Consider the following 21,493-nt stretch of genomic DNA (forward strand, 5'->3'; position numbering starts at 1 on the left):
CTACCCCAGTACGTCGTGGCGGACGATGGTTTCGTCGCGGCCGGGGCCGACGCCGATGCAGGAGATGCGGGAGCCGGACAGTTCCTCGAGACGCAGGACGTAGGCCCGGGCGTTGGCGGGGAGGTCCTCGAAGGTGCGGGCGCCGGAGATGTCCTCCCACCAGCCGGGCATCTCCTCGTAGATGGGCTTGGCGTGGTGGAATTCGGTCTGGGTGGTCGGCATCTGCTCGACCCGCTCGCCGTCGATCTCGTAGGCGACGCAGATCGGCACCCGGTCCAGGCTCGACAGCACGTCCAGCTTGGTGAGGAAGTAGTCGGTGATGCCGTTGACGCGGGTGGCGTAGCGGGCGATGACCGCGTCGAACCAGCCGGTGCGGCGGGAGCGCCCGGTGGTCACGCCGACCTCGCCGCCGGTCTTGGCCAGGTATTCGCCGGACTGGTCGAACAGTTCGGTCGGGAACGGGCCGGAGCCGACGCGGGTGGTGTACGCCTTGAGGATGCCCAGCACGGCGCCGATCCGGTTCGGCCCGATGCCCGAACCCACCGCGGCGCCACCGGAAGTCGGGTTGGACGAGGTCACGTAGGGATAGGTGCCGTGATCGACGTCGAGCAGCGTGCCCTGCGAACCCTCCAGCAGCACGGTCTCGCCGCCCTCCAGCGCCTGGTTGAGCAGCAGCCGGGTGTCGCTGATGCGGTGCTTGAATCCCTCGGCCTGGGTGAGCACCTCGTCGACCACCTGCTGCGCGTCCAGCGCGCGGCGGTTGTAGATCTTCACCAGCACCTGGTTCTTGAATTCCAGCGCGGCCTCGACCTTCTGGGTGAGGATCTTCTCGTCCAGCAGGTCGGCGATCCGGACGCCGACGCGCGCGACCTTGTCCTGATAGCAGGGGCCGATGCCGCGACCGGTGGTGCCGATCTTCTTGTTGCCCAGGAATCGTTCGGTGACCTTATCGATGGCCACGTGGTACGGCATGATCAGGTGCGCGTCGGCGGACAGCAGCAGCCGCGAGGTGTCCACCCCGCGCTCCTCGAGCCCCGCCAGTTCATCGAGCAGCACGCCCGGATCGACGACCACGCCGTTGCCGATGACATTGGTCACGCCGGGGCTCAGGATGCCCGACGGGATCAGGTGCAGGGCGAAGTTGTCGCCGTTGGGCAGCACCACGGTGTGCCCGGCGTTGTTGCCGCCCTGATAGCGGACCACCCATTGGACTCGACCGCCGAGCAGATCGGTAGCTTTGCCCTTACCTTCGTCGCCCCATTGGGCGCCGATCAGGACGATTGCCGGCATGTGGAGTCTCCTACGGTTCGACGCGCAGCATCCCCGACGCTGCAGCTACCTGCCGTTTCCGAGGCGGTGGCCGGGGGCACAGTCTAATGGATGCCGCCCCCACCCCCGGTGACCCGACCGGACACTTGTGGCCCGCAGCACACCGGAGTTTTTCGGCGCGGCAAGGCGGAGGCCGAAAACACAGCCTGCACCCACCGTGACGTACACCGGCGATCGAACCCAGCCAGCCGGAGGCGCAGGCCAACGAGCACAGCTATGGTGGCTCGGGGAAGGCGGACCAGAAAGGCCCGCCGAATGCAGCGAGGACGATGGAGTTGTCAGGTCCGAGGAGGGTGTTCCGCAGTTGAGTACTCATGTTCTCCGCTGCAACGGCGCTCCGGTGCCGATCGCACTCGCATCGCTGCCGACCACGCAGACCGCGGCGCTGCCCGACGCCGCCGAATTGGACGAGCTGCTGCCGGTGCTGGCCGCGGACAGCCTGCCGCGGCTGATCGTGCTCGGTGAGGATGCCGGGTTGGCCACGGTGCTCACCCATCTGCTGCGCACCGAGCGGCTGGGTGTCGAGATCGGTTACGTCCCAGTGGATCGCACCTATGGCTCGCGCGCCTATCAGACCGGCACGGGTTCCTCGGCGGCCAAGCGCGCCCTGGAGGGCAAGCCCACGCCGACCCCGCTGATTCGCGACGACACCGGCAAGGTGCTGGTCGGCCGTGCCACCGTCACCGGCCCGAACGGCGGGAAACTGGAGGGGGAGGCCTACGTCGACGACGTCCGGCTGTTCACGGGGAAGGTTGGGGCGCTGCATATTTCACCGACTCTGGAGATGCCGGGCGTGCGGGCCACGGTGGTGCGGGGCTTGCGCAAGCGCCGCTGGGTGGCCGGTCGCGCGGTCCAGCTGGGTTCGCCGGGCGCGCAGGTGACCCGCGACGGCATCAGCGGCGACCGGACGGTGCCGCGGTCGAGCTTCTATCGCCATCACGAGCCCTGGCTGCTGGTCCGATGAGCCGGCCGTTCAGCGCGCGGCGCATGTCGGGGGCCGTGCGCCCGAGTCCGGTGTTCCTGCTGATCGTGGTGGTCGCGGTGGCCGGGGGCGCCCTCGCGTGGGATGCCGACGTGTCGTCGACCCGGGCGAAGTTCGGCGTGTTCGTGATGGTGGTGTTCGGCTGGATCGTCAGCCTGTGCCTGCACGAGTTCGGGCATGCCTTCACCGCGTGGCGGGCCGGTGATCGCGAGGTGGAGCTGCGCGGATATCTGACGTTGAATCCGCTCAAGTACAGCCATCCGGTGCTGTCGATCGTGTTGCCGATCATCTTCATCGCGGTGGGCGGGATCGCGCTGCCCGGCGGGGCGGTCTACCTGCAGTCGGGCGGCTTCTCCGCGCGCACCCAGCGCGTCATCAGCGGCGCCGGTCCGGCGGTGAACGCCGCGTGCGCGGTGGTGCTGCTGGTGATCGTGCGGCTGTTCGGGTCGGCGACCGCGCATCCGGCGTTCTGGTTCGGGCTGAGTTTCCTTGCCTACCTGCAGATCATCGCGACGGTGCTGAATCTGATTCCGGTGCCGGGCACCGACGGCTACGGGCTGCTGGAGCCGTCGCTGAGTTATCAGACGCGGCGGTCGCTGGATCAGGTGAAGCCGTGGGGCTTCCTGCTGCTGTTCGCCGTGCTGTGGGGTGTGCCGCCGCTGCGGGACGCCTTCTACAGCCTCGTGGACGGCCTGTTCGAGCTGTCCGGGGTTCCGTGGCGGTGGTGGCGATACGGCAGCAGCCTCACCTGGTTCTGGATGTGACCACAACCGGTTCGACCGCCTGACCGCCACCACCGCCCGGACCTTCCCCCCAACTTTCCCCTCCCGGTAGGGCCGCCCGATTCGACCTCATGGAATCGAGCGGCCCACTTCGCTCGGGCGCGACCGCCCGCCCAGTAGGCCACCACACCATATGGCCTCGGGCGTCCGCCGCCTCTGCGAAGTTCCAACCGCGCCACCCCTCGTCGCGCGGTCAGTGAAAACGCTACGGGCAGACCACATCCCGCACATGAGTAGTGCACTACCCGAAGATCGAACCGCCTCCCCCACAGGCCGAATCGGACACTTCGCAGTCGGCCGCACCGGCACTCACATCCGGCCCCGGCCCGCTCGAGCCCCAGCTCGGTGGCGATCGTTTCCGGTCCGGACGCCCCTACTCCTCCGGTTTCACATAGGGATGCTCGACAGTCGGCGGCAACAACGCGATTGCCGACAGCCGCCGCACCCCGCACACCTGCATCAAATCGACCACGATGGACCGCAGTTGGGCGAAGACCACGTGCGCCGACAGCCCCGCGCCCTCGACCAGATCCTTGGTGGCCCCCTTGGCCACCCGGCGCAGCACCCGCGTCGCCTCGGCGGCATCGGGCTGGTCCCCGGGATCGGCGATCATGTACCGCCGCACCACATCCACCGCCTTGCCGAGGTCCTCCACCTCGTCGACCATGCGGGGATCGAGGATCTCGTCGTCGCGCACCAGGGTCAGCGCGCGGCGCAGCAGCACGCGGGTGTTGCGGACCGCGTTGTCGAGCGGGTCGGCGGCGGTGCGGATGGTTTCCAGCCGCCGTCGCGAATTCCAGTACAGCGGTGAGATGCGGCTGACCTCGCGGCCGCCCTCCAGGGCGCTGCGCAGCGCGTCGATCTGCGACTGGGTGCCGCGGGCGGATTGCAGTGCGAGCCTGACCTTTTCGGAGTCCTGCTCGTGCAGTCCGTCGGCGCAGTCGGTGAGCGCCCTGCCCATCACCGCGAGAATGTCGGCGGCCTGCTGACGGGCGCGCCGGACGGGGTGCAGGGGAATGGCCGCCACGACCACGATGCCGACCAAGCCGCCGATCAGGGCGTCGACCATCCGGTTGGTGCCGCCGCCGGTGTGCGGTGGCATCAGCGTCGCGACCAGCACCGCGGAGCTGGCCGCCTGCATGGGGATGATCGCGCCGCCGTCGAGGAATACCGCGATCGCCATGGCGATCGCCACCACCAGCGCGATCTGCCACGGCCCGGTGCCGACGCGGGCGATGAAGAAGTCGCCGATGCCGATGCCGACCGCGACCCCCGCGACCAGTTCGACCGAGCGCCGCAGCCGCGCGCCGAAGGACACGCCGATCGAGATGACGGCCGCCATCGGCGCGAAGAACGGCTGCGGGTGGCCGACGACGCGATGGGCGAGGAACCAGGCGAGCGCGGCGCCGACCGCGCATTGGACGATCGGCAGTGCGGACCTGCGCAGCCGCTGCCCGCCGTTGCGCAGGCGCTGCCTACCGCTGTCGCGGACGGTGTCGAGGTTGAGCGAGGTGGCGTTGGCCAATGCGGTGTGCGGCCCGCTCAGTCCAGGCCGAGTTCGGACGCGGCCCGCGGATCGCAATCCTCGAGCAGGTCCAGGCAGCGCGCGTACTCGTCGGTCTCGCCGATCACGCGGGCGGCCCGCGCCAGCGCGCCGACGCAGCGCAGGAAGCCGCGGTTGGCCTCGTGGCTCCACGGGACCGGGCCGAAACCCTTCCAGCCGTTGCGGCGCAACAGGTCCAGGCCGCGGTGGTAGCCGGTGCGCGCGAAGGCGTAGGCGGCGATCACGTCGGGGCTCACCTGGCCCGCGCCCTCGACCTCGGCGCCGTCGGCCTGCGCGCGGGCCAGCGCGTTCTCGGCGAGCTGGGCCCAGGCGATCGAGGCGGTCGGGTGGGCGGCGGCCACCTGCACGGGATCCTCGTTGTCGAGCAGGGCCTGTTCCGCGTCGGAGTTCTCGGGTAGTAGTACCGGCTGCGGTCCGAGCAGATCGCCGAAGGAGGTCATGCGGTTCATTATCTACGCCGGACGCCCCGGAACGCTCATCGGGACGGCGCAATGTGCACCGCCGCCCGGAATGCTCGTTAGGCTGACCGTCGAGTTCACTGTTGACATTGAGCGAGGGGTAGCGCGTGTCCGACCCGAACGACGATCAGAAGCCCGAACGGCAGGCACAGCCCGGGTCCGCCGGTGCCGAGCAGCGCCCTGCGCCCGACGCGCCGCCGCCCGGCCCGGCCGGATCGACCGCGGGCGGATCCGACGCGGGCAAGACTCAGCGCATATCCCGCGATCAGCTGTCCACCGATCGAATCCACCGCGAGCCCGCGGGCCCGACCGAGCCGATCGTCTCGCCCTCCGCCCAAACCCGAGCCATCCGCGTGGAACCGGCCACCGGCCAGCCGGGCGTATCACCATCCCCCCAACCACCCACCCCGCCCCGCCCGGGCGCCACACCCACACGCCCCACCGACACCCCACCCGTGCGCCCAGGCCAGAACCCCGCACCGCGCGACGCCACCACTCCTGCCTCACATCCCGGCCGAACCCCGGCCGACCACCCCGCATCGCGCGACACGGCCACCCCACCGGCACGGCCGGGCCAGAACCCCGCATCGCGCGACACCGCCACCCCACCGGCACGCTCGGGCCAGAACCCGGCCGACCAGCCCGCACCGCGCGACGCGGCCGCACCAACCGCGCGGCCAGGCCAGAACCCGGCCGATCACCCCGCACCACGCGACGCGGCCACGTCTTCGTATCCGGGCCAGAGCTCGGGTGGGTCCTCCGCGCGGCGCGACGCCGCCGATGAACCCGCACGTCCCGGGCAGAGCCCGGGCGATACCTCCGCACCCGGCGATCGCATCGCGCCCGCGCGGCCGGGTGCCTCGAGTTCGCCTGCGCCACAGCGGTTGTCGGGCGGGGCGGAGGGGGGATCGGATACCGCGTCGGCGCCCACTCGGCCGGTGCCGCAGGCCGCGGCGGACCGGGCGGCGGATTCTCCGGCGGCACCGTCCGGTTCCGGGAAGCCGGATGCCGCCGCCGACCGAGAGGGCACCGGATCGCAGGCTCCGACCGCACCGGTGCCCGCGCAGCAGGGGTCGGCAGCGAACCGTCCCGGCAGCCCGGAACGGCCCGGATCCACTCCGGCGCAAGACGACTCGAATATCCCTCGTGCGTCCGGCCCGGCGGAGCCCACCGCCGCCGACAAGCCCGGCGACGCGCAGACTCCCGCGAGCGGATCCGGTAACCCGTCTCCGACCGTCGATTCGATCAAGCGGGCCGAGGCCGCGGCGGCTTCCGGTGAGGCGCAGACCGAGGCCATCCCCAAGAGTGCCGCTCAGAAGCCCGGAAATCCTTCCGGCGCAGGGCAATCGGATACATCGAAGCAAGACGACGACGACGCGAAGACCGCCGCGATCCCGGCGATCTCGAATCCGTCCGATGCCGCCACCGCCGTGCTGCCGGTGCAGCAGCCCAGCGATCGCGATCAGCCGCGTCCCGGCGGCACGCAGCAGGGCGACCGGGTCGTACCCCCGACCGCCGGTCCGCCGCCGGTGACCCGACCGCCCGCCACCCCGCGTCCGGGCGCCGGGCCGAAGAACTCGGTGCCGCAGGGCCCCTCGGGACCGGCGCAGGCCGGGCCACCCGCCGACCAGGCGCGGTCCGGGATGGCCCGTCCGCCCGCGAAACCGCGGCAGGCCGCGAGCGCGCCCTCACCGGCCGACGCCCAGCCGACCGTCCCCGCGCAACCGCTGTCGCCGCGGCCGCCGCAGCCGCGCCAGGTCGCACCACCGCAGCACGTGCCGCCCGCAGCCCCGAATGCCCCCGCTACGCCCGCGGGCGGCCGCAACAAGCGCTGGCTGATCGTGGCCGGTGCGGCGGTCGTGGTCGTGATCGCGCTGATCGCGGCCGTGGTGGGCATCGTCGGCGGCGGCGAGGACAATTCGCCGGAGGGGCGGGTGACCGCGGCGGTCAACGACTACGCCGGCGCCCTCGACAGCGGGGACCTCGAGGAGCTGCGCGCGGCCACCTGCGGTCCGCTGCACGAGTTCTACAAGAACATCGCGCCCGACCAGTTCGCGGGTGTGTACCGCCTGTCGGTGGATCAGAAGAAGGTGCCGAAGGTCGACAGCGTCGATTCCGTCCAGATCACCGGCGACAAGGCGGTGGCGCAGGCCAGCGTCTACACCGAGGCCGACCCGGACAAGCGCATCGCGCGCACCTTCGATCTGCAGCAGACGCCGGACGGATGGAAGGTGTGCGATCCCCCGAACGCCGCCGCCGGCTGACCCCGGCATCCCGCTGCGTTGTGATATCCGTCGCGGCCTGTGACGCCGGGCCGCCCGTCGGCGATGAACATCACAGATTCCTGGTCACTGGTCCGACACGCCGGTAGCATGATCCGGATTGTCCGGGCCGAGGGGGTTTCGGCCCTACCGGGATTTACGCAGTAAGAGTTCGAGCAGGGAGCAAGGGACATGCCGGAGCTGGCACCCGAAGCGCCGGCGTCCGCATCCGTGGCGGGTCGGCATTTCCGGATCCGGGACCACTACGACGTCGGCCGGGAGAAGATCCGGGAGTTCGCCCGGGCGGTACAGAACAACCATCCGGCACACCGGTACGAGGCCGACGCCGGCAAGCTCGGCTTCGACGGCGTCATCGCCCCGCCCACCTTCGCGTCGGTGATCGGCATGACCACCACCCAGGCCCTGCTGGACACGGTGCTGTCGGAGTACGACCTGTCCCAGGTGCTGCAGACCGACCAGGTCTTCGAGATGCACCGCCCGATCGTGGCCGGGGACCGGCTCCACAGCGAGGCGGCGATCGAATCGATCCGCCGGATGCGCGGCAACGACTTCATCGCCGTCCGGGCCACGATGACCGACGAGCTGGGCCAGGTCGTGCTGGTGGGGACGACCACGATCGTGGCGCGCCTGGGCCAGGAGATCGATCCGGATATCGTGCGGCTGGTCGAGGGACTGGTGATGCACCGTCGCGCGGTCGATCACGCCGACCCCGAGGTGCTGCTCGCGATCGCCACCGAACAAGCCACCAAGATTCCCGAACTGGCCGAATCACGCAGCGGCACAACGGTTCAGACGGCACCCAGCTTCGACGACCTGCGCGTCGGCGATCAGCTGCCCGCCACCACCGTGCAGCTGACCCGCGGCGATCTGGTGAACTACGCCGGCGTCTCCGGGGACCCGAATCCGATCCACTTCAGCGACCGGGCCGCCGAGCTGGCGGGACTGCCCACGGTGGTCGCGCACGGCCTGCTGACCATGGGCCTGGGCGCGGACTTCCTCACGGCCTGGCTCGAGGATCCGACCGCGATCGAGTCCTACAGCGTGCGGTTCGCGGGCTTCGTTCCGGTCGAGCCGACGACGCCCGCCACCATCGAATTCACCGGCAGGATCAAGTCTTTGGACCCCGAGCGCCGCACCGCCACGGTCCTGCTGAGCGGAACCTCGGAGGGCAAGAAGCTGTTCGGCCGCGCCATCGCCGAGGTCCGCCTGAGCTGAGCCCGGGGAAGTTATTCGCCCAGGTCGGCATGCATCAGGTAGACGTTGTAGTCGTTCCAGGTGCTGATGGTGAAATACAGGTCCGAGCCCGAGGACCAGGGGTGGATGAAGCCGCCGTAGAGTTCGGCGTACTGGCTCACCGAGACCGTGGGGGCGCTCTCGGACCAGATGCCCTGCGGTGAATTCGCTTCGCGCACAACGATAGCGGCCTTGGCGGTGTCGAGGTAGCTCATCTGCCAGACCGCGCGCGCCGGGTCGTAGCGCACGGACAGCTCACCGGCCGGGCCGTCGACGACCGGCGTGGCCGTCCCGGCGCCGCCGACCGGGGTCCAGTTCCCGTCGCGCCAATACTGGTAGGCCGTGGTGTTGAGCACCTGGTCTTTGGGCACGCGGGCCAGCCCGACCGAACCGAGCCGGGTGTTGGGAGTGCCGAACATGTACACGTAGTCGCCCTGCGGAACCATCGCGGACACTTGGAAATTCGCCAGGCCGAAGATGTTGTCCCAGCGCGCGTGCGGGTCCTTGGTCCAGGTCTGGCCGTGGTCGTCGGAGTAGGCGATGCCGCCGTAGTTGGTGAAGAACGTGCCCGGGATGCTGTTCCACGTGCGAATCGACATATAGCTCAGGTACTGCCGCTCGCCGATGCTGAACCCCGAGGTGGGGATCGTGGTGATCTCGATATTGTCCTTCTTGCGGCTGTGCAGCACCTCCGCGGCGTGGCAGCGGCCGTCGGTCACCATGCGGTCGAACACGATGCCGCGGTCCAGATCCCGATTGCTGCTGAACGCGAGCAGATTGCTGCGCCAGTCGCCGCCCATGCCGCCGGGTGGATGGAATCCGACGCCGACGGTGTCGCCGAACGCCATGGCGATCTCGCCGGGGGCGCTCTCCCACATGATGCCCAGATCGGTGCCGTACACCTGCCACCGCTTGTCGGTGCGGTTGACCGAATGGGCCCCGGTCAGCTTCGCGACCTCGCGCACGCCGCGCACCTGCGGCCGGGCCGGGGCGGCGGTGCGGGGCGCCGCCTCGACCGGCGGATCGGCGCGCGGCGGGGGCGGCGGCACGGGATCCGGCGACGGCCCGGGCGGCAGCGCGAAGAAGAACGGCTTGGGGTTGAGCAGCAGTTCGGGCAGGCCCAGGCGGCCGAGCAGACCGGGCGGGGGCTCCGGGGCGTCGGTGAGGTCCGGGCACGGATTGGTGCACGGATCCGGCGGCAGCTCCACCGGCGTGCGGACCGGCGGACCGGCGGGCGGTTCACCCGGATCGGCCGTGATCACGGGGTACGGGACCGGCACCTCGAGGGTCTTCGGCACCAGGGACTCGTGCTTGGGGGCCGGATCGGTCGCGCACGGGCCGATTCCGGGAATCGGTGCGGCGGAATCGGATTCGGTGCCGGGCGCCGCGACAGCCGCCGGATGCTGCGTACCCACCAGCATCCCGGCACCCACGACGATCGCCCCAACGGCAGCCAGCAGCCGCACGGCCATGGTCCAACCCCTCGAATACCGTGTGTATTTGCGCGTTTCGTTCCGCCGCGGCGCGGCGGTCTCACCCGCGCCAGACACTACCCGGACGAACCGGGCAACTCGCGGCATTCGATCGCGTTGTGTCCCGCGAGTTCTCCCGCCCCGAACGCGGCGCGGCAACGGTGCGCACGACTCTCAGGAAACGCGCCTACAGTGGATCCCACCCTCGAATTCCCGCTCGGAGAACCGCATGTCCGTGGATGAACCGCTGCGGGCCGAAGCCATCCGGCACGGCCCTAGGCACCGACGGGGTGCCCGGCACCTGTTCACGATCGTCGCCGCGACCGGTCTGCTCGGCCTGTGCGCCGCCCCCGCCCTGGCCGCGCCTCGGGACGGCGCCGTGCCCCCGGGCTCCAGCGGGGCCGCGCCGAGCGCGGGCGGCTCGGGCTGGTCGGACAGCCCGCACGAGACGGTCCTGCTACCACCCTCCGGCGACGCGCAACCCGGCTATCCCTTCTACGCCACCTGCACCCAGGTCTGGGCCGAGCACGGCGGTCCGCTCTACGCGGGCCAGCGCGGCTACCGCGCCGGACTGGACACCGACGGCAACGGAGTCGCCTGCGACCTACCGCAATAACCCTGGCGCACAACCGGTTCCCCCTGCTAATCGTCGGCGGTGAAGACCAGGGTGGTCGCGCCGATTCGGATGATGTCGCCGTCGGTGAGCATGGCGCCGCTGTCGATCGGCAGGTCGTTGATGAAGATGCCGTTGGCGGAGTGCAGGTCCTTGATCAGCAGGCCGGCGCGGCTCGGCTGGATGTGCGCGTGGTAGCGGCTCACCTTGGGGTCGTCGAGCACCAGGTCGTTGTCGGTCATCCGGCCGATCTTCAAGCCGCCCTTGGCGATCGGCACCACGCGGCCGTCCGGCAGTCGCAGGCGCCCGCCCCGCGCGCTGTGCGGCGCCTCGGTGACGGTTTCGGTCATCGCGGCGGCCATCCGCTCGGCCTGCGCGATCGCCAGGGTGTTCAGCGGCTCCTGGCGCAGCACCCGCTTCTCGAGTTCGACCAGCGCCGGGCCCGGATCGATGCCGAGTTCGTCGGCGAGCACGGTGCGCACCCGGCGGCACGCGTCCAGCGCATCGGCCTGTCGCCCGGACAGGTACAGCGCGGTGATCAGCTGCGCCCACAGCGGCTCCCGCAGCGGGTGCGCATTCGTCATCGACACCAGCTCGCCGACCACCGAAGACGCCCGCCCGCAGGCGATTTCGGCATCGATGCGCGCCGAGGCGACCAGCAGCCGCTCCTCGTCCATGGCGGTGGCGAAGCTGTCGGCGAACTGCAGCCCGGCCAGATCGTCGAGCGCCTTGCCGCTCCACTCGGCCAGGGCCGCCGCGAACCGGCGGGCGGCCGCCTCGTGGTTTCCCGCGTCGGCGGCCTCGGTGCCGGAGCGGCGGGCCAGCTCGAACCGGCCCAGGTCACAACCGCTGTCGGTTACCTCGAAGCGGTAGCCCGAGGATTCGGTGCGCAGCACCGCCCCCGGATCCACCCCCGAATTACGCAGCGCCTTACGGATATTGGAGACGAAGACCTGCAGGCTGGCCTGATAGGAATCCGGCGGATCCTCGTTCCACACCATGTCGGCCAGCGCCTGGGACGACACCGCGCGGCGGCGGTTCACGATGAGGGCGGCCAGCAGCGCCCGCGGTTTCGGCCCGCCCACCGGCACGGGCACACCACCGACCAGCAACCGCACCGGTCCCAGGACCCGCACATCCAAGCTCATGGGTGTCTACCTAACACGAACCGCACTGATTGCACACTTGCTCGGCCGCTCCCGGGATCCCCCGGGGCGCAACCCACCAGTATCCGGTATCGAGCGCCCATCGTCCTGCCGAACGGCCCCGCATCGTCGGTGGATTCCGGCCAAAAGCACGCCGGAAAAAGGGATCGGGCGACGCCGGGGTCCGCTAGGCGCTGACGGACTTGCCTGCGGACTTCAGGTCGGTGCAGGCCTCGACTACGCGGTCGGCCATGGAGGTTTCGGCCTTCTTGAGGTAGCTGCGGGGGTCGTAGGTCTTCTTGTTGCCGACCTCGCCGTCGATCTTCAGCACGCCGTCGTAGTTGGTGAACATGTGCGCGGCGATCGGGCGGGTGAAGGCGTACTGGGTGTCGGTGTCGACGTTCATCTTCACCACGCCGTACTTCAGCGAGTCCTCGATCTCGGACTTCAGCGATCCGGAACCGCCGTGGAACACGAAGTCGAACGGCTTGGAGCCCTCGGACAGGCCCAGCTTGGCCGCGGCCACGCGCTGGCCCTCCGCGAGCACCTCGGGGCGCAACTTCACATTGCCCGGCTTGTACACACCGTGCACGTTGCCGAAGGTCGCGGCGAGCAGATACTTGCCGTTCTCCCCCGCGCCCAGCGCCGCGATGGTCTTCTCGAAATCCTCCGGCGAGGTGTAGAGCTTCTCGTTGATGGCGTTCTCGACGCCGTCCTCCTCGCCGCCGACGACGCCGATCTCGACCTCGAGGATGATGTTCGCGGCCGCGGTCTGCTTCAGCAGTTCCTTCGCGATCTCGAGGTTCTCGTCGATCGGGATGGCCGAACCGTCCCACATGTGCGACTGGAACAGCGGGTTCTGCCCGGCCTTGACGCGCTCCTGGGAGATCGCGATCAGCGGCCGGACGAAGGTGTCCAGCTTGTCCTTGGGGCAGTGGTCGGTGTGCAGCGCGATGGTCACGTCGTACTTCGCGGCGACCACGTGCGCGAACTCCGCCAGCGCGGTCGCGCCGACGACCATATCCTTCACCCCCTGGCCGGAGCCGAATTCGGCACCGCCGGTGGAGAACTGGATGATGCCGTCACTGCCCGCCTCGGCGAAACCGCGGATCGCCGCGTTGATCGTCTCCGACGACGTGCAGTTGATCGCGGGGAAGGCGAAGGAGTTCTCTTTGGCCCGACCGAGCATCTCGGCGTAGACCTCCGGAGTCGCGATGGGCACTGCAGGGACCTCCGTGTGTGTGCTGCGAACGACGATTCTTTGAGGAATACCCTAAGTTCTGCGGCCCCCGGGGCGGAAGGCGGGCTGTGCGATAGCGGCAGTGCCGGTACTGTGGGGGCCGTGACCTTGCTGGCCATATCCGACACCCTCGCGAGTAGCTCCGGAATCGGGGCCCTGCTCGACCCGATGCACCTGCTCACGGAGACGTGGCTGAAGAATGCGGTGCTACCGGCCATCCTGGTCATCGTCTTCATCGAAACCGGCCTGCTGTTCCCGATCCTGCCGGGCGACTCGCTGCTGTTCACCGGTGGTCTGCTGGCGGCGCAGCCGAATCCGCCGGTGTCGATCTGGGTACTGGTGCCCGCCACCGCGCTGATCGCCATCCTCGGCGACCAGAGCGGTTACTGGATCGGCCGCGCCATCGGCCCGGCGCTGTTCCACAAGCAGGACGGGCGCTTCTTCAAGCAGCGCTACGTCACCGAGACCCACGAGTTCTTCGAGAAGCACGGCCCGAAGACGATCATCCTGGGCCGCTTCGTGCCGATCGTGCGCACCTTCATGCCGGTACTCGCGGGCGTGTCGAAGATGGACTACCGCAAGTTCGTGACGTTCGACATCCTCGGCGGCATCCTGTGGGGCGGCGGCGTCACCGTCCTCGGCTATTTCCTGGGCAATGTCGCGTTCATCCGCGACCATGTCGAGGCGATCTTCCTCATCATCGTCTTCCTCTCGATTCTGCCGGGCATCATCTCGGTGGGCCGCAAGCTGCTCAATCGCGAGCCGGTCCTGGCCGACAGCGCCGCCGAATCCGAGCTCCCTGTACCGACGAACGAACCGACGCGCTGACCCTTGTCGACAACGCCGCTACCCCTCGCACTGGGCGGATTCGATCCGCTGCAGTCCGCCGGGCCGGCACTCGTCTGGACCGTTGTCATCGTCTTCGTGTTCCTCGAGTGCGCTCTCATCATCGGCCTGTTCCTGCCCGGCGATTCGATGCTGCTGACGGCCGGAATCGTGCTCGCCTCCCACACCACCGGCCACGCCCAGGTGTGGGGGCTGGCCGTGGCCACGATGATCGCCGCGATAGCCGGTAATCAGGTCGGCTACGTGATCGGCAATCGCACCGGGCACCATCTGGTCGCCCGCAAGAACGGGCGCTACATCAACGCCCGCAATCTGGCCCGGGTGTCGGAGCTGTTGCAGCGGCACGGCTTCGCGGCCGTGCTGGTGGCCCGCTGGATTCCGTGGGTGCGCACGCTGTGCCCGCTGGTCGCGGGGGCCGCCGGGATGGACCATCGCCGCTACACCATCGCCAGCTCGATCGGCGCGGTGATCTGGGCGCCGGTGCTGCTGCTGGTGGGCTATTACGCGGGCGGGTTCCTGGAGCAGGTGTCGTGGCTGATGCCGCTGGTGATCGGCACGCTGGTCGTCACCCTGATCGCGGGCACGGCGCTGGGCATCCGCCAGTACCGCATCGAGATGGCGCGCCCCGCCGAGGACTTCGACCTCGACGCGCCCCACCCGGAGGCCGACTGCGCCGTCTCCGCCGCACGCGTCCCGCAGGAGCAGCGACGAGAATAGGAGCCGCGGGCCGGTCCCGTCGTCAGCCGCGGCCGGACCATTCCGGATAGGCCCGGTCAGAGCCCCGCGGCCGTCACCAGGTGCGCGGACTCCATCAGCAGCCAGCCCGACAGCTGCACCGACAGGTCGCGCTCGGGTGTCTTGGACGAGGTCACCGAGCCGCCCGAGGTGAAGTAGGAGGCGCCCGAGGTGCCCGTGGGCAGCTCCGCGGGTTCGGTCCAGTCGTGGCCGAAGAGTGGGTCGCCCTCGACCTCCAGCCGGTGCTCCCAGGCCGCGCGGGCCGAGGCGGTGACGATCGCGGCCGCGGTGCGGCGGGCCGTGCGCTGTTCGGTGCCGTCCCCGGGCAGCATCAGCGCCACGTGCGCCAGGTAGCGGATCAGGATCCCGTTGAACAGGCCGCCGTCGCCGCCGCTCCCGCCGGTGACGACGCCGCCGGTGGTGAGGTGCTCCTCGACGGCGTGCAGCAGCCGCTGCACCCGCTCGATATGCTCGAATTTGCCGGTGTGCACGGCCAATTCGGTCTCCAGGCCCAGCACCACGCCCTGGCAGTAGCTGAACACCGGGCGCTCCAGTTCCCCCGACGGCAGGTGGATACCGTCGAAGATCAGTCCGGTGTCGGGGTCGCGCAGCGTCCTGTCCAGGAAGTCGGCGATCTCCGCGGCCCGCTCGTGCTCGCCGAGGCGGGCCAGCGCGATCGCGGCCGGTCCGTTGGCGGGCGCGTTGAAGAAGTCGGAGCCCTTGCGCCACGGCACGGCGCCGATCTGCGGCTGAAATCCGGCCGACAGATCCTTCTGCAGGGCGATGAGCCCGCCGCGAACCTCGGTGATGCCCTGGGTGCGCTCGGCACGTTCCAAAGCGATTGCCAGCCAGGCCATATCGTCGTAGTAGTTGTTGGTCCAGCCGGTGAGGTTGCGAAGGCGATGGGCGCGCGCGATGGCGGCGATGCGCTGCTTGCGGACCGGGGTCGGCTCCCGGTTGGCCGCGTCGACGGCGACGTCGATCAGATGCGCCTGCCACCAGTAGTGCCAGGTGAAGAAGGCGCGCTCCGCCGCCGTCGCCGGCCAGCCCACGACCGCCAGCTCCGCCCCCGGAACCACCCACAGCATGCGCAGATGCCGGGACACGATCGCGGATTCGGCCCGGTCGGCACGCTCCGCCCACAGCGCGGCGCCGAGCTCGGCAGCGGGCTCGGTCGGAGAGTGGGTGCGCCGGCGGTCGGACCGCGGCGCGGGCGCGTCGTCGCTCCGCGAAGTCATGGGTCAATGGTGCCAGCTCGGCACCCGATTTCGCGCCCGATTTGTTACGGAATCGACTCACTGCCGCGATGTGCCTACCCGTTGCTGTGGCATCGTCACAATGGCTGCTGCGCGAAAGCCGTGTGTGCGCTAGCGCGCGGCGGCCTCGAGCCGCGCGGCGAAACCGTCGAGCAGGCACGCCAGGCCGTACTCGAAGCTGCGGCCCGGCGCCTCGTTGTAGTCCGCGGGCCGCTCGATGCGGGCGCGCACATGCGGGAAGTCGGCGGCGATCTCGGCCGCGGCGGCCATGGCCTCGCCCAGCCGCTGTTCGGGATCGCCGCCGTCGCGGCTCAGCCGCCGTTTCAGCGAGATCGTGGCGGCGGCGCCGACCACATTGCCCAGCACGTAGGTGAACACCGCGGCCAGCGCCCGATCCGCCGCGTCGGGGGTGAATCCGGCGCGCTCGTACACGGCGAGGGACAGATCGTCGAAGCGGGACTTGCCGGGCCCGTACATGAGATAGCTCGCCATCGCCTGCACCATCCACGGATGCCGCTGCAGCACCGAGTGCATGCCGGTGGCGAGGGCCTCGGCGGCCGCGCGCCAGCCCAGCCGGTCCAGATCGGGCAGCTCGATCTCGCGCCACACCTCGTCGCCGGCCAGCCGGACGAGGTTGTCCTTGTTCTTCACGTGCCAGTACATCGCGGTGGCCGCCGCGTCGAGGCGCTTGCCGAGGCTGCGCATGTTCAGGCCGTCCAGCCCCTCGTCGTCGAGTAGTTCGATGGCGGTGCGGACGATCTGTTCCCGGGTCAGCGAATCGCGAGACATATCGCGAGGATAGTTGCACAAAGTTCAATGGATTCGGCGGTCCTCGAGGGCCTTACTATTCAGGTCTTTCGGATCCGGCGGCGTGTAGTCGAGCGGCCATGGCCCGCGAGCGCTCCCGGAATTCCGCGGGCTCCTCGATGACGAAATCGGCGTCGAGAAACGCCAGATTGAGCACCAGCCATTCGAACGAATCGATCCGGGTGATGACCCGGCACCGGTCGGCGGCCACCGCCTCGATCGTACAGTCCTGCCACTTCAGCCGGTCGGCGACGCGCTCGGCGGGGGCTTCGACGAGAACCACGGCGCGATGCCGCCCCGCCGTGAGCGCCTCGCGCAGGTATTCGGTGGCCGACTCGGCGGGCAGCGGGCGCGGGGTGAAGTGCGTGGTGCCGACCTCGAGTGCGCCGATCCGGTCGACGCGGAAGGTGCGCCAGTCGCCGCGGTCGAGGTCCCACGCCAGCAGATACCAGCGCAGATGCAGGTGGACCTGCCGATACGGTTCGACCCGGCGGTGCGAGGTGGACGTGGGCGAGGCGTAGGTGAACGCGACCCGGACGTGCCGGGCGGCCGCCGCGGCGAGACCGGTCAGCACGTCGGCGTCGAGGGCGGGCGCGATCTGGGTCGCGGCCTCGACCGTGGTGCGCACGGCGACGGCCCGGGAGCGCAGCCGTTTGGGCAGGAACTGGTCGATCTTGCCGTAGGCCCGGTCGGCCGCCGAGCCGATGCCCCCGGCGTCCGGGCCGCCGGTGGTCGCGGCCAGCAGGCCGAGGCCGACGACCGTCGCCACGGCCTCCTCGTCGTCGAAGACCATGGGCGGCAAGGTGGTTCCCGCCGTCAGGCGATAGAACCCGCCCGGGCCGGGCTGCGTGGTGACCGGGTAGCCGTACTCGCGCAGGCGCTCCACATCGCGGCGCACCGTGCGCGGGCTGATGCCCAGGCGTTCGGCCAGCTCGGCACCGCTGAAGCGGCGGCCGGTCTGCAGGTACGCCAGTAGTTCGAGCGCGCGGCGCGTGACGTCGGCCCGTTCACCCTCGGTCGTCCCCATGTACCCCATCATCCACAAGATGCGGTCATGATCTGTCCACATCTATCCCTAGCTTGGGGTATATGGCTGATATTCGTATTCGAGCCGCGCGGACGAACAACCTGCGGCGCATCGATGTCGACGTGCCCCGCGGGCAACTGGTGGTGTTCGCCGGTGTTTCGGGCTCCGGTAAGTCGTCGCTGGTCTTCGACACCATTGCCGCGGAGGCCGGGTACCAGGTGAACGAGACCTATCCCCCGTTCGTGCGCAATCGGCTACCGCGCTGGAGCCGCCCGGAGGTGGACCTGATCGAGGGGTTGTCGCCGGTGGTGGTCATCGATCAGAAGCGGCTGGGCGGCAATGCCCGGTCCACCGTCGGCACCATCACCGACGCGTATACCTATCTGCGCCTGCTGTTCTCGCGGGTGAGCGAGCCGTATGTCGGTGAGTCGAACCACTTCTCGTTCAACGACCCGGCCGGGATGTGCCCCACCTGCGCGGGCCTGGGCGAGACCCTCGCCACCGAGGTGGACCGGCTGCTCGACCTGGACAGGTCGCTGGAGGAGGGTGCGATCCTGCTGCCCGGCTTCGGCAACGGGCAGTACTGGTACCGGCAGTACGCCGATATCGGATCGTTCGATCCGCGCACGCCGCTGCGGGACTGGTCGCAGCGGGAGCGGGACGCGCTGCTGTACGGCGGCGAGGCGGCCGCGCGGCTGGGGACCCGGCCGCCGCAGGACTACGAGGGCGTCGTCGAGCGGTTCGAGCGGATCTACCTGCACACCTCCGACACCCTGTCGGACCACAAGCGAGCCGTCGTGGAGCGGTTCACCCACTCGGCGCCGTGCCCGGACTGCCGCGGCGAGCGCCTGAACGAGGCGGCGCGCACCGCCCGGGTGCTGGGCCACACCATCGTCGAGATGAGCCGGATGGAGATCGAGGATCTGGCGGGGATCGTCACCGGCGTCCGCGACCCGAACGTGGCGCCGGTGGTCGCGGCCCTGCGCGAGAAGCTCGAGGCGCTCGATTCGATCGGCCTCGGCTATCTGTCGCTGGCCCGGCCCACGACGACGCTGTCCGGCGGCGAATCCCAGCGCATCAAGACGGTCCGGCATCTCGGCAGCAGCCTGACCGAGATGCTCTACGTCTTCGACGAGCCGACCGTGGGCCTGCACCCCCACGACGTGGCACCCATGACCGCACTGCTGAAATCGTTGCGGGACAAGGGAAATTCGGTGCTGGTGGTCGAGCACGACCCGGATGTGATGCGGGCGGCCGACCACATCGTGGAGATCGGCCCGGCCGCGGGCGACGACGGCGGCCGGGTGGTGTTCGAAGGGACCTTCGACGCCCTGCTCTCGGCCGATACACCGACCGGGCTCGGGCTGCGGGCCCGGCGCACCGCCCGCACCCCGCGGGTGCCCGCGGGCAAGCTGCGGATCGAGAACGCCACCCGCAACAACCTGCGGGACGTGTCCGTGGACGTTCCGACCGGCGTGCTCACCGCCCTCACCGGGGTCGCGGGTTCGGGTAAGTCGAGCCTGGTCGCCGAGCTGATCGAGCAGCATCCGGCCACCGTGGTGGACCAGCGGCCGGTCACCACGAACCGGCGCTCGACCACGCTCACCTACACCGGTATCGCCCCGGCGATCCGCAAGCTGTTCGCCCAGCGCAACGGTGTGAGCGCGGGGCTGTTCAGCGCCAATTCCGCCGGGGCGTGCCCGGTGTGCAAGGGCGCGGGCGTGATCTACACCGATCTGGCGTTCATGGACGGGCAGGAGGTGGTGTGCGAGGCGTGCGGTGGCCGCAGGTTCACCGACGAGGTGCTCGGCTACACCGTCGACGGGCTGTCCATCGCCGATATCGACGATCTCACCGTCGCGGAGGCGACCCGGCGGCTGCCGGTACCGGCGATCGACCGCGCGCTGCGCCACCTGGACGAGGTGGGCCTGGGCTACCTGCGGCTCGGCCAGTCGCTGAGCACCCTGTCCGGCGGCGAATGCCAGCGCCTGAAGATCGCCAGGGAACTCGCCCGCCCCGACCAGCACACCCTGTACGTTCTCGACGAGCCCACCACCGGCCTGCACCTGTCGGATATCGACACCCTGCTCGAGGTGCTGAATCGCTTGGTGGACAAGGGAAATACCCTGGTCGTGATCGAACACAACGTGGACGTGATCAGGGCCGCCGACTGGGTGATCGACCTGGGCCCGGGCCCGGGCCGCCACGGTGGACGGGTGCTGTGCGAGGGCACGCCGAACCGGATCACGGGCTGCGCCGAGTCCAAAACGGCCGCGGCACTGCGGGTATCGGTGAGCTAGCCGCATCAGCTCCGGCGTGCTCGCGGGTGGAAGCGCAGGCGGAGGCCGGTTGGCTTGAGGGTCAGGGTTTCTCGGACGTCGAGGTGGTAGGTCGGGTCGGGCTCGAGGTCGAAACGGTGGAGGATGGTGGCCAGGGTGACGGCGATTTCGTGGTGGGCGAACTGGCGGCCGATGCAGGCCCGCGGGCCGGTGCCGAAGGGCTTGTAGGTGCGCGGGGGCAGGGTGCGGAGGTTGTCGGGGAGGAAGCGGTCGGGGTTGAACTCGTCGGCGTCGGCACCCCAGGCCGGGTCGCGGTGCGCGGCCTGCAGGAGGACCAGGACCCAGTCCTTCTGCCGGAACCGGTACCGGCCGTCGCACAGCGTGGTGTCCTGTTTCGCGCGCCGGAAATAGCCGGGCGCGGTGGGCCACAGCCGCAGTGTCTCGTCGACGGCGCGCCGCAGGGAGCGCAGCTTGGCGATGTCCTCGAACCCGATCTCGGGGAATTTCGCTGTGGGCCACCGCTGGTCGAGTTCGGCGCGAATGCCGTCGGCGAAACGGGGGTGGACGGCCAGATAGTGCAGCGCGAAGGCGATGGTGTTGGCGGAGGTCTCGCTGCCCGCGATGAGGAAGGTCAGGATCTGATTGCGGATGTTGGTGGTGTCCAGGCCCGTCCCGGTCTCCGGGTCCACGCCGTCGAGCATGAGATCGAGGATGTCGCGAGTATCCCTGTGCGGCTGCGCCTTCCGGGCCTCGATGATGGCGTCGACGACCTCGTGTGCCTGCGCGAGGTCCGCCCGATGCCGCCGATACTCGGCCCGGCGGAAGATCCGCTCGAACCAGGGCAGCACATCGGTGCGGCGGTTGGCGTAGGTCAGCTCCCGAACCATGGCCGCCACGAACGGATTTCGCTGCGCATCGGCCGGGGAACCGAACGAGTGGGAGAATCCCGCCCGCGACATGATCTCGAAGGTGAGGGCGTTCGCCCGGTCCGGAATATCGATCCAGTCCGAGGTCCGAGCCCAGGTGTCGGTCAGCTCCCGCACGGCCCCGACGATCGTGGCGTGATAGTCGGCCATCGCGCCCTTGGTGAACGCCGGCGCCAGAATGTGATGTGCCTTGGCCCAGTTCGGCTCTCGATTGAACGCCGTGAACAGGCCGTCGCCCGTGAGCGGCCGCAACTTCATCAGCGAGTGGCCGATGTGCTTCTCCCACAGCTGCTCGTTGTTGACCTCCTCGATCGCCCCCGCCCCGGTGACGATCGTCGCGGGATAGCCGAACAGCTTCTGCTCGAAGACCGGCCCCAGCTCCCGCCCCTGCCGCGCGAGCCGCTGGCAGGGCTTGGCGAAGTCGGTCGTCAGCACATCCCCCAGCAGCGGCAGGCGGTAGGGCGGATGCGGCAGCGACCGCGGCACTGTCGTCGAAAGCTCTGTCATAGCGTTTCCC

Annotated in this window: 18 protein-coding genes; 8 read left to right on the forward strand and 10 right to left on the reverse strand. The window is 69.9% G+C overall.

Annotated features, from left to right (window positions below):
- Positions 1 to 1,290 carry an adenylosuccinate synthase gene (locus tag QH290_RS04625; RefSeq protein WP_280262640.1) on the reverse strand — a complete coding sequence of 430 codons (1,290 nt, stop codon included), beginning with the start codon at positions 1,288 to 1,290 and terminating at the stop codon, positions 1 to 3.
- 343 nt (positions 1,291 to 1,633) lie between these two features.
- Here QH290_RS04625 and QH290_RS04630 point away from each other — a divergent pair, with 343 nt between their 5' ends.
- Positions 1,634 to 2,293 (forward strand): hypothetical protein, encoded by a 660-nt coding sequence (locus QH290_RS04630; RefSeq protein ID WP_280262638.1) that lies wholly within the window; start codon positions 1,634 to 1,636, stop codon positions 2,291 to 2,293.
- Positions 2,290 to 3,075 (forward strand): site-2 protease family protein, encoded by a 786-nt coding sequence (locus tag QH290_RS04635; protein WP_280262636.1) that lies wholly within the window; start codon positions 2,290 to 2,292, stop codon positions 3,073 to 3,075. The genes QH290_RS04630 and QH290_RS04635 overlap by 4 nt, the downstream gene beginning before the upstream one ends.
- A gap of 391 nt (positions 3,076 to 3,466) precedes the next feature.
- Here QH290_RS04635 and QH290_RS04640 read toward each other — a convergent pair whose 3' ends face one another.
- Both QH290_RS04640 and QH290_RS04645 read right to left on the reverse strand, forming a co-directional pair.
- Entirely contained in the window at positions 3,467 to 4,618 is a 1,152-nt protein-coding gene (locus tag QH290_RS04640; RefSeq protein WP_425303548.1) for an FUSC family protein, read from the reverse strand.
- 17 nt (positions 4,619 to 4,635) lie between these two features.
- Complete coding sequence (locus QH290_RS04645; RefSeq protein ID WP_280382052.1) at positions 4,636 to 5,097, reverse strand: DUF3151 domain-containing protein; 462 nt, start codon at positions 5,095 to 5,097, stop codon at positions 4,636 to 4,638.
- 125 nt (positions 5,098 to 5,222) lie between these two features.
- On the opposite strand from QH290_RS04645, the gene QH290_RS04650 reads away from it, so the two are divergent.
- Positions 5,223 to 7,379, forward strand: coding sequence for an Rv0361 family membrane protein (locus QH290_RS04650; RefSeq protein ID WP_280382053.1), 2,157 nt, complete (start codon positions 5,223 to 5,225; stop codon positions 7,377 to 7,379).
- A 189-nt stretch (positions 7,380 to 7,568) separates the two neighbouring features.
- Entirely contained in the window at positions 7,569 to 8,612 is a 1,044-nt protein-coding gene (locus QH290_RS04655) for a fused (3R)-hydroxyacyl-ACP dehydratase subunits HadA/HadB (protein ID WP_280265153.1), read from the forward strand.
- Positions 8,613 to 8,623: 11 nt separating this feature from the next.
- Here the strand turns inward: QH290_RS04655 and QH290_RS04660 are convergent, their stop codons facing one another.
- Complete coding sequence (locus QH290_RS04660; protein ID WP_280382054.1) at positions 8,624 to 10,102, reverse strand: DUF4185 domain-containing protein; 1,479 nt, start codon at positions 10,100 to 10,102, stop codon at positions 8,624 to 8,626.
- A 229-nt stretch (positions 10,103 to 10,331) separates the two neighbouring features.
- On the opposite strand from QH290_RS04660, the gene QH290_RS04665 reads away from it, so the two are divergent.
- Positions 10,332 to 10,718: an excalibur calcium-binding domain-containing protein gene (locus tag QH290_RS04665; RefSeq protein ID WP_280382055.1), complete on the forward strand. Its 387-nt coding sequence runs from the start codon at positions 10,332 to 10,334 to the stop codon at positions 10,716 to 10,718.
- A 26-nt stretch (positions 10,719 to 10,744) separates the two neighbouring features.
- Here the strand turns inward: QH290_RS04665 and QH290_RS04670 are convergent, their stop codons facing one another.
- Positions 10,745 to 11,863, reverse strand: coding sequence for a BTAD domain-containing putative transcriptional regulator (locus tag QH290_RS04670; RefSeq protein ID WP_280382056.1), 1,119 nt, complete (start codon positions 11,861 to 11,863; stop codon positions 10,745 to 10,747).
- A 184-nt stretch (positions 11,864 to 12,047) separates the two neighbouring features.
- The gene (gene fbaA, locus QH290_RS04675) at positions 12,048 to 13,082 is read right to left on the reverse strand and encodes a class II fructose-bisphosphate aldolase (RefSeq protein WP_280382057.1); all 1,035 of its coding nucleotides are present in this window, start codon (positions 13,080 to 13,082) and stop codon (positions 12,048 to 12,050) included.
- A gap of 186 nt (positions 13,083 to 13,268) precedes the next feature.
- Between fbaA and QH290_RS04680 the strand changes: the two genes are divergently transcribed.
- Both QH290_RS04680 and QH290_RS04685 read left to right on the forward strand, forming a co-directional pair.
- A complete protein-coding gene (locus QH290_RS04680) occupies positions 13,269 to 13,928 on the forward strand; it encodes a VTT domain-containing protein (RefSeq protein ID WP_280382074.1) in 660 nt (219 codons plus the stop codon).
- 3 nt (positions 13,929 to 13,931) lie between these two features.
- Positions 13,932 to 14,663, forward strand: a complete 732-nt coding sequence (locus tag QH290_RS04685) for a DedA family protein (RefSeq protein WP_280265148.1) — start codon at positions 13,932 to 13,934, stop codon at positions 14,661 to 14,663.
- 56 nt (positions 14,664 to 14,719) lie between these two features.
- Here QH290_RS04685 and QH290_RS04690 read toward each other — a convergent pair whose 3' ends face one another.
- The 3 genes from QH290_RS04690 to QH290_RS04700 form a co-directional block, all read right to left on the reverse strand.
- On the reverse strand, positions 14,720 to 15,769 hold the full coding sequence (locus QH290_RS04690; protein ID WP_280382075.1) for a glycoside hydrolase family 76 protein: 1,050 nt from the start codon (positions 15,767 to 15,769) through the stop codon (positions 14,720 to 14,722).
- Between the two features lie 279 nt (positions 15,770 to 16,048).
- Complete coding sequence (locus QH290_RS04695) at positions 16,049 to 16,726, reverse strand: TetR/AcrR family transcriptional regulator (RefSeq protein WP_280382058.1); 678 nt, start codon at positions 16,724 to 16,726, stop codon at positions 16,049 to 16,051.
- A 55-nt stretch (positions 16,727 to 16,781) separates the two neighbouring features.
- On the reverse strand, positions 16,782 to 17,771 hold the full coding sequence (locus QH290_RS04700) for a helix-turn-helix transcriptional regulator (RefSeq protein ID WP_280382059.1): 990 nt from the start codon (positions 17,769 to 17,771) through the stop codon (positions 16,782 to 16,784).
- A 62-nt stretch (positions 17,772 to 17,833) separates the two neighbouring features.
- Between QH290_RS04700 and QH290_RS04705 the strand changes: the two genes are divergently transcribed.
- Positions 17,834 to 20,071, forward strand: a complete 2,238-nt coding sequence (locus QH290_RS04705; protein ID WP_280382060.1) for an ATP-binding cassette domain-containing protein — start codon at positions 17,834 to 17,836, stop codon at positions 20,069 to 20,071.
- A gap of 5 nt (positions 20,072 to 20,076) precedes the next feature.
- Here the strand turns inward: QH290_RS04705 and QH290_RS04710 are convergent, their stop codons facing one another.
- Positions 20,077 to 21,483: a cytochrome P450 gene (locus QH290_RS04710; protein WP_280382061.1), complete on the reverse strand. Its 1,407-nt coding sequence runs from the start codon at positions 21,481 to 21,483 to the stop codon at positions 20,077 to 20,079.
- Positions 21,484 to 21,493: the final 10 nt, after the last annotated feature.

This window comes from Nocardia wallacei, assembly GCF_029869545.1.
Lineage (GTDB): Bacteria > Actinomycetota > Actinomycetes > Mycobacteriales > Mycobacteriaceae > Nocardia > Nocardia wallacei_A.